Raw genomic sequence first — 14,878 nt, 5'->3', positions numbered from 1 at the left:
TTTTTCACCTTATCCATAAGGCGAATTATAGTTACATTCGGTAGCAACCCTACACCAACTCCGACAACCTGTCTCCAGGATAAGCACGCAAAGTGAAAACAGGCGCGGGAGGTGCTTAATCCATGAGCCAGCGCGCTGAACAAAGCCTGGATTCAGTTGTCGTAATGCCTGATTATCCATTAAAATGGATCGGATCGATATAAGCACACAAAGGGGGAAGTGCTTACTTATTATGAAACATAAACGACAAATGATGAAAATGCGTTGGTTGGGCGCAGCTATTATGTTAACGCTCTACGCATCATCGAGCTGGGCGTTCAGTATTGATGACGTGGCAAAACAAGCTCAATCTTTAGCCGGGAAAGGCTATGAGGCGCCTAAAAGCAACTTGCCCTCCGTTTTCCGCGACATGAAATATGCGGATTATCAGCAGATCCAGTTTAACAGCGATAAAGCCTACTGGAACAACTTAAAGACCCCTTTTAAGCTCGAATTTTACCATCAGGGGATGTACTTCGATACGCCGGTCAAGATTAACGAAGTGACGGCGACGACGGTCAAAAGAATCAAATACAGCCCGGATTACTTCAATTTTGGCAATGTTCAGCACGATAAAGACACGGTAAAAGATTTAGGCTTCGCCGGGTTCAAAGTTCTGTACCCCATCAACAGTAAAGATAAGAACGACGAAATCGTCAGTATGCTTGGCGCCAGCTATTTCCGCGTTATCGGCGCAGGCCAGGTATATGGCTTATCTGCGCGCGGCCTGGCGATTGATACCGCCTTACCATCTGGTGAAGAGTTTCCCCGCTTTCGCGAGTTCTGGATTGAGCGTCCAAAACCCACCGATAATCGTTTGACCGTCTATGCATTACTGGATTCTCCGCGCGCGACCGGCGCTTACCGTTTTGTGATCATTCCTGGCCGCGATACCGTGGTGGACGTGCAGTCAAAAGTCTATCTGCGCGATAAAGTGGGCAAGCTGGGCGTTGCGCCATTAACCAGTATGTTCCTGTTTGGGCCAAACCAGCCGTCGCCGACGACCAACTATCGTCCGGAACTGCATGACTCGAACGGCTTATCCATTCATGCGGGTAATGGCGAGTGGATTTGGCGTCCGCTGAACAATCCAAAACACCTCGCTGTGAGCAGCTATGCAATGGAAAACCCTCAGGGATTCGGCCTGTTGCAGCGTGGTCGCGAGTTCTCGCGCTTTGAAGATTTAGACGATCGCTACGACCTGCGTCCAAGCGCCTGGATTACCCCGAAAGGCGACTGGGGCAAAGGTAAGGTTGAACTGGTTGAAATTCCGACCAATGATGAAACCAACGATAACATCGTCGCTTACTGGACTCCGGATCAACTGCCGGAACCGGGTAAAGAGATGAACTTCAAGTACACTCTGACCTTCAGCCGCGATGAAGATAAACTTCATGCGCCGGATAATGCCTGGGTGCTGCAAACACGCCGCTCAACGGGCGACGTTAAACAGTCGAATCTGATTCGCCAGCCCGACGGCACTATTGCCTTTGTGGTGGATTTCGTTGGCGCCGACATGAAAAAACTGCCGCCGGATACGCCTGTCGCTGCGCAAACCAGCATTGGCGATAACGGTGAAATCGTTGACAGTAATGTACGCTATAACCCAGTCACTAAAGGCTGGCGTTTAATGCTGCGCGTGAAAGTCAAAGACGCGAAGAAAACCACGGAAATGCGTGCCGCATTGGTGAATGCCGATCAGACGCTAAGTGAAACCTGGAGCTACCAGTTACCTGCCAATGAATAAAACAACTGAGTATATTGACGCACTGCTGCTTTCTGAACGTGAGAAAGCGGCATTGCCGAAAACTGACATCCGCGCCGTGCATCAGGCGCTGGATGCCGAGCATCGGACTTACTCGCGAGAAGACGATTCACCGCAGGGTTCCGTAAAAGCCCGCCTTGAACACGCCTGGCCGGATTCATTGGCGAAGGGGCAGTTAATTAAAGATGATGAAGGGCGCGATCAGTTGCAGGCTATGCCAAAAGCGACGCGCTCTTCGATGTTTCCCGATCCCTGGCGAACCAACCCGGTTGGCCGTTTCTGGGATCGTCTGCGTGGGCGGGATGTAACGCCGCGCTATGTTTCTCGTCTGACAAAAGAAGAGCAGGCGAGCGAGCAAAAATGGCGTACCGTCGGCACTATACGCCGCTATATTTTGTTAATTTTGACTCTGGCGCAAACCGTCGTCGCGACCTGGTATATGAAGACCATTCTGCCTTATCAGGGATGGGCGCTCATCAATCCTATGGATATGGTGGGGCAGGATATTTGGGTCTCTTTTATGCAGCTCCTGCCCTACATGCTGCAAACCGGTATCCTGATTCTGTTTGCCGTGCTGTTCTGCTGGGTGTCAGCCGGATTCTGGACGGCGCTGATGGGCTTCCTGCAACTGCTTATCGGGCGCGATAAGTACAGCATCTCCGCGTCTACGGTTGGCGATGAGCCCCTCAATCCGGAACACCGGACGGCGCTGATCATGCCTATCTGTAATGAAGACGTTAGTCGCGTTTTCGCCGGTCTGCGCGCGACCTGGGAGTCCGTTAAAGCCACAGGCAACGCCGCGCATTTCGACGTCTATATCCTTAGCGACAGTTATAACCCGGATATCTGCGTGGCGGAGCAAAAGGCGTGGATGGAGCTTATCGCGGAAGTGCAGGGCGAAGGCCAAATTTTTTACCGTCGCCGCCGCCGCCGTATGAAACGCAAAAGCGGCAATATTGACGATTTTTGCCGCCGCTGGGGCAATCAGTACAGCTATATGGTGGTGCTGGACGCGGACTCAGTGATGAGCGGCGAGTGTCTGAGCGGCTTGGTGCGCCTGATGGAAGCGAATCCAAACGCCGGGATTATCCAGTCTTCGCCGAAAGCGTCGGGGATGGATACTCTGTATGCCCGCTGCCAACAGTTCGCGACCCGCGTCTATGGGCCGCTGTTTACCGCCGGGCTGCACTTCTGGCAGTTGGGGGAGTCGCACTACTGGGGGCACAATGCCATTATCCGCGTGAAGCCGTTTATCGAGCACTGCGCTCTGGCGCCGCTGCCGGGAGAAGGTTCGTTCGCCGGATCGATTCTTTCCCACGACTTTGTGGAGGCGGCGCTAATGCGTCGGGCAGGGTGGGGCGTCTGGATTGCCTACGATCTCCCCGGCTCCTATGAAGAGCTGCCGCCAAACCTGCTGGATGAGCTTAAACGCGACCGCCGCTGGTGTCACGGCAACCTGATGAACTTTCGTCTGTTCCTGGTGAAAGGAATGCACCCGGTGCATCGCGCCGTGTTCCTGACGGGGGTAATGTCATATCTGTCCGCGCCGTTATGGTTTATGTTCCTCGCGCTTTCTACCGCGCTGCAGGTCGTTCATGCGTTAACAGAGCCGCAATATTTCCTTCAGCCGCGCCAGCTTTTTCCGGTCTGGCCGCAGTGGCGTCCGGAACTGGCAATCGCGCTGTTTGCATCAACGATGGTGCTGCTGTTCCTGCCGAAGCTGCTCAGTATTATGCTGATCTGGTGTAAAGGCACCAAAGAGTATGGCGGTTTCTGGCGCGTTACGTTGTCGCTGTTGCTGGAAGTGCTGTTCTCCGTGTTGCTGGCGCCGGTGCGTATGCTGTTTCATACCGTGTTTGTGGTCAGCGCGTTCCTCGGCTGGGAAGTGGTCTGGAACTCACCGCAACGCGACGATGATTCTACGCCGTGGGGAGAAGCCTTTATGCGTCACGGCTCTCAACTGCTGCTGGGGCTGGTCTGGGCGGTGGGTATGGCGTGGCTGGATTTACGCTTTCTGTTCTGGCTGGCGCCGATTGTCTTTTCGCTGATTCTGTCGCCATTTGTTTCGGTGATCTCCAGTCGTTCAACGGTAGGATTACGCACCAAACGCTGGAAGCTGTTCCTGATCCCGGAAGAGTATTCGCCGCCTCAGGTGTTGGTCGATACCGATAAATATCTGGAGATGAATCGCCGCCGTATTCTGGACGATGGCTTTATGCATGCGGTATTTAACCCGTCGCTTAATGCGCTGGCGACCGCGATGGCCACTGCGCGTCACCGCGCCAGTAAGGTGCTGGAAATAGCCCGCGATCGTCATGTGGAGCAGGCGCTAAACGAAACGCCGGAGAAACTGAACCGCGATCGGCGTCTGGTTTTGCTCAGCGATCCGGTGACAATGGCGCGTTTACACTATCGGGTCTGGAATGCGCCAGAGAGATACTCTTCCTGGGTAAACCATTATCAGTCTCTCGTCCTGAATCCGCAGGCGTTGCAGGGACGAACATCGTCAGCGAGATAAGGTCTTCAGGTCTGGAGTGAGGTGAAAAATACCGGCGTGATGCCGGTATTTTTATAGTGAAATGAGGTATCAGGTGCGTATATTCGCGGTGAGCATAATGGTGATTACCCTGAGCGGCTGCGGCAGTATTATCAGCAGAACGATCCCCGGACAAGGACACGGCAACCAGTATTACCCTGGCGTGCAGTGGGATATGCGTGATTCCGCATGGCGCTATATCACTATCCTCGATCTGCCCTTCTCACTGATCTTCGATACACTGCTACTGCCGCTCGATATTCACCACGGGCCTTATGAGTAATTAACGCTCATCCCATTCGTCTGCCGCAGTACGGCCTTCCTCGGTATCAAGCGGGGGTTCAAGCTGGAATTCCCCTTCATCCCATTCATGCAAAGTATTCTCTTCCTGCCATTCCTGGCGGATCTCTATCTCATCATAATCGCCGTCAAACACGCTCTGCGCGGCTTCACCACTCAGCATCGGCAGACATTCGCCATCTTCACCTTCATCGGCGAAAAATTCGACCTGCCACATGATGTCCCCATCCTGCAGTACATATTTCTGAACGTTGAACTGCTGCACATTCGCTTCATCTTGTTCGAGGCCTGGATGGTCAGCCAGAAATTCTTCCCGGGCTGCATCGATAGCTTCTTCCAGCGTGGCATACATGGTCATCAGTGTCTCCCTTTGATTTGATGAGGTATTTAGGGAAAGAATAGCTGATTCTGTAATATTGCAAGTATGAAAGCGCAAAAATTATTCTATTGCCAGTCTGCGCCGTCGTAAGCTGTTCCATGAATAGATAGCATTGAACAACACCACGCCTGCCGTGACGCAGAATACGGCGCGGAAGCCATAGCTCGCGGAAATTGCGGCACCCATGAGAGGGCCGGTGACGTTGCCGATATCGCGGAAAGATTGGTTGTAACTGAATATGCGCCCGGCTATCTGGTTGGTAGAGTTGTAAACCAGCAGAGTTTGAACGGCTGGCAGCAGCGCGCCATCCGCCGCGCCAAGCAGAAACCGCAATAGCGCGAGCTGCCACGGCGTTTGCACAAAAGACATTGGAATCAGCAGCAGTACGGAAATAATCAGCGCGACGATAAGGATCTTTTCCGGGCCAATTCTGTCGCCAAGCTTGCCGAGCCGGGGGGCGCTAAGTAATGCCGCCACGCCGGGAACGGACGCTATCATCCCGCTAATGAACGCAATATTACTGACATCTCCCGCGAGTTCGCGCACATAGAGCGTCAGGATGGGCGCAATAGACCCCGTCGCCACCTGAATAATCAGCGTGGTGACAAACAGGCTTAACACCAGGCGGGGATTTTTTAACGAGGCGACCACTTCCCGAACGTGAAGCATCTCTTTTTTGCTCACCGGCAGGAAATTCTCGTGAATGAAAAAGAAGGTGAGCAGAAAACAGATAAACAAAACGCTGGCGGTAATAAAAAAGACCGGACGAAGGCCGTAATGGTCGGCGAGCAGACCGCCCGCAAGTGGGCCAAGCAGAGCGCCGCTGACGCCGCCAGTAGAGAGCGTCCCTAACGCCCAGCCGCTTTTGTGGCGCGGCACCTGAGTGGCGATGAGCGCATTGGCGTTGGGAATAAATCCGCCCAGCAGGCCTAATAACGCGCGGAGGATCAGAAATTGCCAGATATTTTGCGCCATGCCCATTAACAGCATCACAATGGCCATGCCGAGAGCGGAACGCAACAGCATGATCTTACGCCCTTTACGATCCGCCAGACCGCCCCAAAAAGGGGAAGCGATAGCTGAAAAGAGGAACGTAATACTAAAGACCAGCCCGGACCACATGTTGAGCGCGCTATGGCCTGTTACGCCGAGTTGCTCAACGTAGAGAGGGAGAAAAGGCATGACCAGACTGAATGCTGCGCCGGTTAAAAAACAGCCCAGCCAGGTAACGGTTAGATTGCGTTTCCAGTTTATGGGGACATCAGAGGGTGACATAGCGTTCCACAGTATGATGCGCGGTTTGCGCTATCATCAATTTAATTATGAGCGTACTAATTATAATTATGCGCCGACCTTACCAGCCTCGCAATGTGGGGAGCTTTTAAAGCTAAAAGAGGGGAAAAATTGCAGCCTGACGGCTGCAATCCTGTCAATAGCGCGACGGTACGCCTTCAGGGCGAGTTTTAAAGCGGCGATGCAGCCACATATACTGCTCTGGCGCCATCATAATGCACTGCTCAACAATCTTATTCATCCATGCGGCAGTCGCTTCTGCGCTCTCCAGCGGAGGCGAATATTCCGCAGGAAGAATGATCAGTTCGTAGCCTTTCCCATCGGGTTTACGGCGAGGCACGAAGGGGATAATACAGGCTTTAGACATGCGCGCGAGCATCCAGGTACCGGAGGTCGTAGCGGCCTGGTCGACGGCGAATAACGGTACAAAGACGCTGGCGCGCGGGCCGTAATCGTGATCCGGCGCATACCAGATCAATTCGCCGCTTTTCAATGCCTTAACCATGCCTTTCAGATCTTTGCGATCCAACATCGATTTATTGGAGCGTAAGCGTCCCCAGGTCTGTAACCAGTCGAGCAACGGATTATCATTCGGGCGATAAACTCCGATCCCCGGGTTATGCATACCAAACATGCGGGCGCCAAACTCAAGGGTAAGAAAATGTATTCCTACCAGAATGAACCCCAGCCCCTGCGCCTTAACTTCACGGATATGCTCCAGACCGCTCGCTTCCATCCAGCGGTTCACTCGCCGATCGGGCCAGAACCAGGCCATGCCGGTTTCCATCACGCCCATACCGACGGATTCAAAGTTTTTGACCACCATAGTGTGGCGTTCCTGCGCGGTCATTTCCGGAAAGCATAATTCAAGGTTGCGATAGGCGATTTTTGCGCGGCGTTTCATTACGCGTCGCGCCAGGTGGCCCAATGCGCAACCCAATTTATAGATGACCGGGTAGGGGAGTTGCACGACCAACCAAAGCGCGCCTATACCCAACCAGGTTAACCAATAGCGCGGGTGCAGTAAGGCCACGGAGAATTTAGGCAACTTCGTCATTTCTATCCTGTCTTTCAACGAACAATTCCCCGTATTCTCGCATCTTTTTGCGTTGAGCAAAAATATGTAGCAGGAGAGTGGCGATTAAATCGGCAATTGTTGTTAATTATTTAGTGTAAAGCAGGAAATGTAGCTCAAAATGTGTGGATGTAAATTGGCGAGACTTGCCTTATCATGCCTGCCCACTTTATTTTTTGCTGATTGCAGGATACGTACACCATGCCAGTGTTACACAACCGCATCTCTAATGACGAGCTGAAAGCCAAAATGCTGGCGGAAAGCGAGCCGCGTACGACAATTTCTTTTTATAAATATTTCACTATCGCCTCGCCGCAGCAGACGCGGGACGCGTTGTATCAGGTGTTTACGGCGTTGGACGTTTTTGGTCGTGTTTACCTGGCGCATGAAGGCATCAATGCGCAAATCAGCGTGCCGCAAAGCAAGGTCGAGACCTTTCGTCAACAGCTTTATACGTTCGACCCCGCGCTGGACGGGCTGCGTTTAAATATCGCGCTGGAGGATGACGGAAAGTCATTTTGGGTGCTGCGTATGAAAGTTCGCGACCGTATCGTCGCTGACGGAATTGACGATCCGACTTTTGACGCCAGTAATGTCGGCGATTATCTGAAGGCGGCAGATGTGAATGCGATGCTGGACGATCCTGATGCGGTCTTTATTGATATGCGCAACCACTATGAGTATGAAGTCGGCCATTTCGAAAATGCTCTGGAAATCCCGGCGGATACGTTTCGTGAACAGTTGCCAAAAGCGGTTGAAATGCTGCGGGAACATGCAGATAAAAAGATAGTGATGTACTGTACCGGCGGTATTCGTTGTGAGAAAGCCAGCGCCTGGATGAAACACAACGGTTTCAATAAAGTCTGGCATATTGAGGGTGGCATCATTGAGTACGCCCGTCGCGCGCGCGAGCAGGGGCTTCCCGTTCGCTTTATCGGCAAAAACTTTGTATTTGATGAGCGAATGGGCGAACGAATCTCGGATGAGGTTATCGCGCATTGCCATCAGTGCGGCGCGCCCTGCGATAGCCATACCAACTGCAAAAATGACGGTTGCCATCTGCTGTTTATCCAGTGTCCGCAGTGCGCCAGTAAATTTAACGGCTGCTGTAGTGAACAATGCTGTGAAGAGTTGGCCTTGCCGGAGGAAGAACAGCGCCGACGTCGCGCGGGTCGCGAGAACGGCAATAAAATTTTTAATAAATCGCGTGGTCGGCTTAATAGCAAACTGAGCATTCCCGATCCGGCTGAGTAATATTTTGCCGGATAGCAGCGTAAAGGCCGCTATCCGGCATTTCGCCAGGCGTTACTTCTGCTGAACGCCTTCTACTGAGATGATAAGCTCAACCTCTTGTGAGGCCGGGCCGAGATCGGTAGTTATATTGAAATCCTTCAGCTTAATTTTTCCTTCGGCCTCAAAGCCCGCGCGCTTACCGCCCCACGGATCATCGCCCTGGCCCATCAGCTTCGCTTCCAGCGTCACCGGTTTAGTCACGCCATTGAGCGTCAGATTGCCGGTAATATCCAGTTCATCGCCCTCTTTTTTCACGCTGGTAGAGGTGAAGGTTGCCTGCGGGAATTTCGCAACATTAAGAAACTCCGCGCTACGCAGGTGTTTGTCACGTTCGGCATGGTTAGTGTCGACGCTATTGGTGTTAATGGTCACGTTCACTTTGTCTGCCGACGGATTTTTTTCGTCAAAAGTGAACGTGCCGTCGAAATCTTTAAAGGTGCCGTATAGCCAGCTGTAGCCTAGATGCTGAATGCGGAAATTGACGAACGCATGTTGGCCTTCTTTATCAATTTTATACTCCGCCGCCACGGCGGAACCGGTCGTGAATAACAAGGATGCGAGGGTGAATCCCAGCAGGTTTTTTTTCATTTTTGAGCTCCATAGTCAGATGACGACATTCCTGTCATACGTTTCAGTGTGTCGTCTTTATCGATGAAATGGTGTTTTAGCGCCATAACCCCATGCGAGAGCGAGATAATGACCAGCGACCAGGCAAACCACAGATGCAGCGTTCCGGCGATGTCAGCCTGCGCGCCCGCGTCCGTAAGCGTGGCCGGAATCTCAAACCAGCCAAAGACGCTAATCGGTTTACCGTCGGCGGTGGAAATCAGGTAGCCGCTAATGATTATCGCAAAGAGCAGGAGATACAGGAGGAGATGACCTGCGGCGGCGCCAGCGCGCGTTAAGCGGGAATAGCTGGTCAACGCAACGGGAGGCGGAGAATAAAGCCGCCAGATAATACGCACGATCAGCGCCATCATCAGTAATATGCCAATACTTTTATGTATTTCCGGTGCCTGGTGATACCAGCCGTCGTAATAACTGAGCGTGACCATCCATAAACCCAACGCAAACATGCCATAGACCACCAGGGCGGTCAGCCAGTGGAGCGCGGCGGAAACCACGCCATAACGCTGTGGAGTATTTTTAAATTGCATAAACACACCAATGAATATTTCACGAGAGAATGAAAATGGCGTGGAAAAGCGCCGAATGCAACTTATAAATAAGAATTTGAATGATATTTATTTTTATTTCAATAATTTTGATGTTGTTTGCGGTTCAGCTTCAGAAGTTTCGAGATATTTCACTCCTGTAACCGCGCAACGGCAGGAACTGGCATTATTGTCGTGCTTCAACGTTATGAAATAAAAAGTGAGGAATTTTCAGGAAGTGTCAGTTAGCGTCAATGAAAAGCAATCAGAAGAAAAGGAGATAAACAATATCCATCACCGCTAGCAGTGACCAAAGAATAACGTAAAGCATGAAATGTTCGCGAATATTATTCATCAGAAAATGAAAGAGACGGCGCATAGGTTACCTTAATAAACAGCCCCTTTACGGGGCCGACAAATTATTGGCTAAAACGGGAAAGCCGGAACGGCGTCAGATCAAAGGAGGATGTTTTTCCCAACGCAAAATCCGCAGCGATTTCTCCTAACACCGGGGCGAATTTAAAACCATGTCCGCTGAGTCCAGTGATGACAAGCGTGTTCTCATGGCCAGGCAGCGTATCGATAATAAAATTCTCGTCCGGCGAATTATCATAGGTACATGCCGCCCCATGTAAACAACCGCCGATACCCGGCAGTACGTTACGCAGGAAAGGAAATGCTTCCGCGCCATCGCTGGCAACGGCGGCAAAGGGCTTGCGCTCTTCCGGAGCCTGTATTAGCTGTCCGCCATTGTGTTTGCCGATTTTTAACTCGTCGTTCTCCGCCGGGAAGCCGTAATATTGATCGCCGTTGGGCATTTCGCCGGTAAAGGCCGGAAAGCGGTTTTTAGTGCTGTAACGTCCATCCGCCTTAAACCAGGCAAAAACTTTACGTACGGGCTGAACGGGCAGCTCCGGTACCAGCGCTTTGACCCAGGTGCCCGCGCTAATTAGCGCCTTGCTGGCGTGGTAGCTGCCTTCACTCGTCTCTATCGTCACACCGTTATCATCATGATGAATATGGCTTACCTGGCTGTTGAATAGCTGTGCGCAGCCAGCCTCTCGGGCCAGACGAAGCCATGTGGTAATGGCTAATTCGCTGCGCAGAAAACCGGAGTCAGCTTCAAACAGCCCGATATAATTATCGGGCACGCGAATTTCCGGCCAGCGCGTCATGAGGGCCGTCGCGTCCAGGCGCTCGACGTTCAATTGCCACTGTTGCGCGCTTCGTGCGACGTTGGCTAAGAAAGCGGAATCGGCCGGGCCGAGGTTGACGACGCCGGAGCGGACAAAAATAGGCTCTTCATTGTGTGTGGAGAGTTCATCCCAAAGCGTCTGGGCGCGAAGCATCAGCGGGACATATTTTTCGCCTTCACCATAAGCATGGCGGATAAGACGGGTATCGCCGTGGTGGCTGCCCTGTTGATGAGGCGGCATATGCGCATCGGTCATCAGGACCTTTAGCCCGGCGCGGGTGGCGTAATAACCAGCGGCGGCGCCAACCGAACCGCTGCCGATAATAATAAGGTCGTATTTCATCAGCTTCTCTCTGCTATCGCGATGATTTCAGGGTAAATAACTGCGCTGAGATATACAAGCCAGAAATAAGTGAGGCACCTTACGGTGCCTGAGAGAGGGGGAGCGCGTCACGCTAATGGCGACGATACTCGTTTTCCTGGTAATCACCTGATTCTATTTTGGCGATGCCGGCTTCTAATATTGAAATAAATTGCCTGGCTACATCTGTCGTTAACCAGAGCGTTTGACCAACTTCAGTCCCTTCCGGTTCCGGACGATTTGGGGTCTGGTAGTGCAAACGCAGCATCAGCGCATCATAGCTATCGACGGTGCTGATGTCCCATCCTACAAGCGGATGGGTCTGAATGACTTCATTATTCTTTTCCATCATGCCCCCCTGGTACGTGTTATAAGACAACGGTTCTCGAGGTTCAATGCGTGTTTTTCTTCTGAAGCAACTTCAGTATACCAATTAATAAGGCTATTCACTGCGTTTTTAAAGAGACCGGAGGATAAATTTCTCTTTTTAAGAATTATATGAACAATAAAGCGGCAGTTCATTCATATTTTTTTAGGATGTTGTGCAATTATTTTGACGGTCAGGCGAAATATTCATCAGTTGCGCAAATAAAAAAGCCGGGGCGACCCGGCAAACATACATCACTGCATATCATTTTTTATTCATTGATGAACCAGTCATCAGCGCTCTCCCAGGTCTCCTGGAGAATCTCGCTAATGCGTTCTTTGTCCTCTTTTGATGCGCCAATGACGGACAAGTTGTTGGCGGTAGCGTAACGCACGGTGACGTTACCCAAGTTCTCAGGAAAATGATGGCTAATACGACGGGAGAGTTCGCCCGCCAGCGCATCAATCGCACCGGCAGGCAGAGGTGACGTTTTGGCTATAGTGACTTCAATACGCATAATGGCCCCCTGTTGAATATACTGGATATATATACAGTTAAATCTAATATATAGCAACAGGTAAGCGCATTTTTTATTTTTTTACTGACCAGCGTACTGTTTCACCCGCTAAAAAAGGCACCAGCGAATCATCAGCCAGCGCGATATTTTCCGGTACCTGTTGTTCATCGCGAACCAGTTCCACCCACCCCGCATTCACCGGCAGGCCATAGAATTGCGGGCCATTCAGTGAACAGAACGCTTCAAAGTGCGCCAGCGCGTTCATTTCCTCAAACACGGCGGCATAACTGCCAAGGGCGGAGGGAGCGTTGAAACAACCGGCGCAGCCGCAACTAGTCTCTTTACGATGACGTGAATGCGGCGCTGAATCCGTCCCCAGGAAGGCGCGCGTAAAACCACTGGCAACCAGTTCGCGTAACGCCTGCTGGTGAATATTGCGTTTCAGAATCGGCAGACAGTACAGGTGAGGACGAATGCCGCCGACCAGCATATCATTACGGTTAAACATTAAATGTTGAGGCGTAATGGTAGCCGCCAGGTAGTCGTTGCCGTCACGTACATACTGCGCGGCATCTTTGGTCGTGATGTGCTCAAAGACCACTTTAAGCGCGGTCAGACGCTGGCGTAGCGGTTCCATTACGGTGTCGATAAAACGCGCTTCGCGATCGAAGATATCAACCTCCGCATGGGTCACCTCACCGTGGACCAGCAATGGCATTCCGAGTTTTTCCATCCGCTCCAGTACCGGCATGATAGCGTCGACTGACGTTACGCCATGACTGGAGTTAGTGGTGGCATTGGCCGGGTAAAGCTTAGCCGCAGTAAATACGCCTTCATGGAAACCACGCTCCAGTTCATCGGCATCGAGCGAATCCGTTAAATAGCAGGTCATTAACGGCGTGAAATCATGCCCGGCGGGCACCGCATCGAGAATACGCTGGCGGTAGGCGATCGCTGCATCAACGGTCGTGATGGGGGACGCCAGGTTCGGCATCACGATAGCGCGACCATAAATTTCGCTGGTATAGGGTACGACCGTTTTTAACATGTCGCCATCGCGAAGGTGAACGTGCCAGTCGTCCGGGCGGCGGATCTTTAAAACCTGGGATGGTGCAGTCATTAATAAGCTCCGGCTGAGGAATAGTCTTTTTGCCGGAAACAAAGGATAAGCGGAAACGTTTTCGTTTGCACGTAAAAAAAAGGGCGCGAGCGCGCCCTCCGAAATCAATTGGTGAAAGGAATAACGATTTCACCAGGTTTAACTTCAATGCCTTTCGCGAGTTTCTTTGCTAACGCTTCGCCTTTACTGCTGTCCTCACGCAACACGTAAGCGGGCCGCTGGTTAAAGTAGCTACGTAAAGACTGATTTAAATAAGGCAGGAGCGTTTGTAGCACCGATTGCATTTTCTCCGGCGTCACGGTGGCGTCCACTACTTCCATCTCCTGAAGATAGATGGCGCCTTTTTCTTTATCAAAGACCGGCAGGGCTTTTAGCTTGAGTTTCATCGTCGCTTTTTGACTGCCAAACAGGGAATTCATATCCAGCCTGGCATCGCCAGTAAGGGTGACTTTATTAGGTTCTTCCCGACCAATCTGGCTGACAAGGTTAGTCAATACGATATGCGCGTCGGCAATGCCGGGCAGACCAATATCTTTTGAGAAATTATTCCGTTTTTCAAGCGCTTGATTGATTTCTTGTTCGCTAATGGTGTATTGCGTAAGTTGATTACAACCCACTAACAGGCCGCTAACTACCAGCGCAGCGGCAAAAAAAAACTTTTTCATGGCGTTCCTTAGCATGTTGCCTGTGCCCTAATCTTGACACAAAGCAGCATGTCGCGCCAGCGGACATGGTGCCACTAGAAAAAGCTGAAAAAGGCGGCAAGAAAGGGTTGCCGCCTGGCGGGAGTTAGATAGCCATTGAGGAGAGTAAATTAATTTGCGTCTGCTTCGCCATATTATCGCGATAGTCCGCGACTTTTGTCGGCCAGTGGATACCGGCGACCAGCGTCAGATTACGCAGAAGCGGAAACAGATGAATATCATCTTCCGATAATTCGCCGTTAACGGCGTTAGGCTGTACGATGAGTTTATCCAGCAAACGTAAATCATCGCCGATCTTTTTAATCAGTCCTGCAGAGTGCGCAAGATGGTTGTCAAAACTGCCAGATGAGGCTTCTTTTTTGCGGATAAAATACTGACGCGCCGCAGGGGTAGAAAATTCATCGAAAGCGGATTTTGCAAATCGCGGCAGCAGTAGCTGATTAACGTAACCGTTAACTTTGCGCAACCACTCTTCAATGGCTGGATTGCGTTTCCCGGTTAACAGCGGTTTGCCGTCGAGGTTGTCGACATAATGTACAATATCCATACTTTCAGGAAGGTAGCGACTATCATCTTTTTGCAGGATGGGCACCATCTTTTGACCAATCATCCGGGTGGGCGTCGCCTCGTCGTCATTTTGTAACACGTTAAGTTCAACGGGGATGTTCTTCAGGCCGAAAATCATGCGGGCTTTAACGCAGAAAGGGCAATGATCGTAAATATAAAGCTTCACGTTTCTCCTCCATTTGACTGTCGGTATCTGACCAGTATGGAGGAGAT

16 protein-coding genes are annotated in these 14,878 nt (G+C 51.5%); 4 read left to right on the top strand and 12 right to left on the bottom strand.

All coding sequences use genetic code 11. The features are described from left to right. Positions 1 to 250: 250 nt before the first annotated feature. The 3 genes from mdoG to N7E69_RS22505 all read left to right on the top strand — a co-directional run bounded on the left by mdoG (position 251) and on the right by N7E69_RS22505 (position 4,623). Positions 251 to 1,786 carry a glucans biosynthesis protein MdoG gene (mdoG, locus tag N7E69_RS22515; protein ID WP_001675580.1) on the top strand — a complete coding sequence of 512 codons (1,536 nt, stop codon included), beginning with the start codon at positions 251 to 253 and terminating at the stop codon, positions 1,784 to 1,786. Continuing rightward, on the top strand, positions 1,779 to 4,322 hold the full coding sequence (mdoH, locus tag N7E69_RS22510) for a glucans biosynthesis glucosyltransferase MdoH (RefSeq protein WP_001044610.1): 2,544 nt from the start codon (positions 1,779 to 1,781) through the stop codon (positions 4,320 to 4,322). Before mdoG ends, mdoH begins: the two co-directional genes overlap by 8 nt. A 73-nt stretch (positions 4,323 to 4,395) precedes the next feature. Continuing rightward, positions 4,396 to 4,623 (top strand): YceK/YidQ family lipoprotein, encoded by a 228-nt coding sequence (locus tag N7E69_RS22505; RefSeq protein WP_001217832.1) that lies wholly within the window; start codon positions 4,396 to 4,398, stop codon positions 4,621 to 4,623. On the opposite strand, the gene N7E69_RS22500 is transcribed toward N7E69_RS22505, so the two are convergent. The 3 genes from N7E69_RS22500 to N7E69_RS22490 form a co-directional block, all read right to left on the bottom strand. Continuing rightward, positions 4,624 to 4,998 carry a MysB family protein gene (locus N7E69_RS22500; protein WP_000180050.1) on the bottom strand — a complete coding sequence of 125 codons (375 nt, stop codon included), beginning with the start codon at positions 4,996 to 4,998 and terminating at the stop codon, positions 4,624 to 4,626. Positions 4,999 to 5,079: 81 nt separating this feature from the next. Continuing rightward, entirely contained in the window at positions 5,080 to 6,294 is a 1,215-nt protein-coding gene (mdtG, locus tag N7E69_RS22495) for a multidrug efflux MFS transporter MdtG (RefSeq protein ID WP_000075044.1), read from the bottom strand. A 154-nt stretch (positions 6,295 to 6,448) separates the two neighbouring features. Continuing rightward, complete coding sequence (locus N7E69_RS22490; protein ID WP_000163977.1) at positions 6,449 to 7,369, bottom strand: Kdo(2)-lipid IV(A) acyltransferase; 921 nt, start codon at positions 7,367 to 7,369, stop codon at positions 6,449 to 6,451. A gap of 219 nt (positions 7,370 to 7,588) precedes the next feature. Here N7E69_RS22490 and N7E69_RS22485 point away from each other — a divergent pair, with 219 nt between their 5' ends. Continuing rightward, positions 7,589 to 8,641, top strand: coding sequence for a rhodanese-related sulfurtransferase (locus N7E69_RS22485; RefSeq protein ID WP_001144637.1), 1,053 nt, complete (start codon positions 7,589 to 7,591; stop codon positions 8,639 to 8,641). 51 nt (positions 8,642 to 8,692) lie between these two features. Here N7E69_RS22485 and N7E69_RS22480 read toward each other — a convergent pair whose 3' ends face one another. The 9 genes from N7E69_RS22480 to grxB form a co-directional block, all read right to left on the bottom strand. After that, a complete protein-coding gene (locus N7E69_RS22480) occupies positions 8,693 to 9,268 on the bottom strand; it encodes a YceI family protein (RefSeq protein ID WP_000739886.1) in 576 nt (191 codons plus the stop codon). Beyond that, positions 9,265 to 9,837: a cytochrome b gene (locus N7E69_RS22475; RefSeq protein ID WP_001159784.1), complete on the bottom strand. Its 573-nt coding sequence runs from the start codon at positions 9,835 to 9,837 to the stop codon at positions 9,265 to 9,267. Before N7E69_RS22475 ends, N7E69_RS22480 begins: the two co-directional genes overlap by 4 nt. A 262-nt stretch (positions 9,838 to 10,099) precedes the next feature. After that, the gene (locus N7E69_RS22470) at positions 10,100 to 10,213 is read right to left on the bottom strand and encodes a YceO family protein (RefSeq protein WP_001253282.1); all 114 of its coding nucleotides are present in this window, start codon (positions 10,211 to 10,213) and stop codon (positions 10,100 to 10,102) included. Between the two features lie 40 nt (positions 10,214 to 10,253). After that, a complete protein-coding gene (solA, locus tag N7E69_RS22465) occupies positions 10,254 to 11,372 on the bottom strand; it encodes an N-methyl-L-tryptophan oxidase (protein ID WP_000872758.1) in 1,119 nt (372 codons plus the stop codon). A gap of 112 nt (positions 11,373 to 11,484) precedes the next feature. Then, positions 11,485 to 11,739 (bottom strand): biofilm formation regulator BssS, encoded by a 255-nt coding sequence (gene bssS, locus N7E69_RS22460; protein WP_000414441.1) that lies wholly within the window; start codon positions 11,737 to 11,739, stop codon positions 11,485 to 11,487. A gap of 289 nt (positions 11,740 to 12,028) precedes the next feature. Further along, entirely contained in the window at positions 12,029 to 12,274 is a 246-nt protein-coding gene (gene dinI / locus N7E69_RS22455; protein WP_001217763.1) for a DNA damage-inducible protein I, read from the bottom strand. A 73-nt stretch (positions 12,275 to 12,347) separates the two neighbouring features. Beyond that, positions 12,348 to 13,394, bottom strand: a complete 1,047-nt coding sequence (gene pyrC, locus N7E69_RS22450; RefSeq protein ID WP_000126602.1) for a dihydroorotase — start codon at positions 13,392 to 13,394, stop codon at positions 12,348 to 12,350. Between the two features lie 104 nt (positions 13,395 to 13,498). Continuing rightward, positions 13,499 to 14,059 carry a lipoprotein gene (locus N7E69_RS22445; protein WP_000713057.1) on the bottom strand — a complete coding sequence of 187 codons (561 nt, stop codon included), beginning with the start codon at positions 14,057 to 14,059 and terminating at the stop codon, positions 13,499 to 13,501. Between the two features lie 124 nt (positions 14,060 to 14,183). Beyond that, positions 14,184 to 14,831: a glutaredoxin 2 gene (grxB, locus tag N7E69_RS22440; protein ID WP_000780893.1), complete on the bottom strand. Its 648-nt coding sequence runs from the start codon at positions 14,829 to 14,831 to the stop codon at positions 14,184 to 14,186. Positions 14,832 to 14,878 lie beyond the last annotated feature (47 nt).

Source organism: Salmonella sp. 3C (assembly GCF_025426275.1).
GTDB classification, from domain to species: Bacteria; Pseudomonadota; Gammaproteobacteria; order Enterobacterales; family Enterobacteriaceae; genus Salmonella; species Salmonella enterica.
This window is presented reverse-complemented; position numbering and strand designations above follow the sequence as displayed.

Excerpts from the sequence above, each read along its gene's own strand:
- N7E69_RS22470 (WP_001253282.1), bottom strand. The coding sequence starts at position 10,213 with ATGCGCCGTCTCTTTCATTTTCTGATGAATAATATTCGCGAACATTTC.
- pyrC (WP_000126602.1), bottom strand. The coding sequence starts at position 13,394 with ATGACTGCACCATCCCAGGTTTTAAAGATCCGCCGCCCGGACGACTGG.
- dinI (WP_001217763.1), bottom strand. The coding sequence starts at position 12,274 with ATGCGTATTGAAGTCACTATAGCCAAAACGTCACCTCTGCCTGCCGGT.
- N7E69_RS22500 (WP_000180050.1), bottom strand. The coding sequence starts at position 4,998 with ATGACCATGTATGCCACGCTGGAAGAAGCTATCGATGCAGCCCGGGAA.
- N7E69_RS22475 (WP_001159784.1), bottom strand. The coding sequence starts at position 9,837 with ATGCAATTTAAAAATACTCCACAGCGTTATGGCGTGGTTTCCGCCGCG.
- N7E69_RS22480 (WP_000739886.1), bottom strand. The coding sequence starts at position 9,268 with ATGAAAAAAAACCTGCTGGGATTCACCCTCGCATCCTTGTTATTCACG.
- bssS (WP_000414441.1), bottom strand. The coding sequence starts at position 11,739 with ATGGAAAAGAATAATGAAGTCATTCAGACCCATCCGCTTGTAGGATGG.
- N7E69_RS22445 (WP_000713057.1), bottom strand. The coding sequence starts at position 14,059 with ATGAAAAAGTTTTTTTTTGCCGCTGCGCTGGTAGTTAGCGGCCTGTTA.
- mdoH (WP_001044610.1), top strand. The coding sequence starts at position 1,779 with ATGAATAAAACAACTGAGTATATTGACGCACTGCTGCTTTCTGAACGT.
- mdoG (WP_001675580.1), top strand. The coding sequence starts at position 251 with ATGATGAAAATGCGTTGGTTGGGCGCAGCTATTATGTTAACGCTCTAC.
- solA (WP_000872758.1), bottom strand. The coding sequence starts at position 11,372 with ATGAAATACGACCTTATTATTATCGGCAGCGGTTCGGTTGGCGCCGCC.
- mdtG (WP_000075044.1), bottom strand. The coding sequence starts at position 6,294 with ATGTCACCCTCTGATGTCCCCATAAACTGGAAACGCAATCTAACCGTT.
- N7E69_RS22485 (WP_001144637.1), top strand. The coding sequence starts at position 7,589 with ATGCCAGTGTTACACAACCGCATCTCTAATGACGAGCTGAAAGCCAAA.
- N7E69_RS22490 (WP_000163977.1), bottom strand. The coding sequence starts at position 7,369 with ATGACGAAGTTGCCTAAATTCTCCGTGGCCTTACTGCACCCGCGCTAT.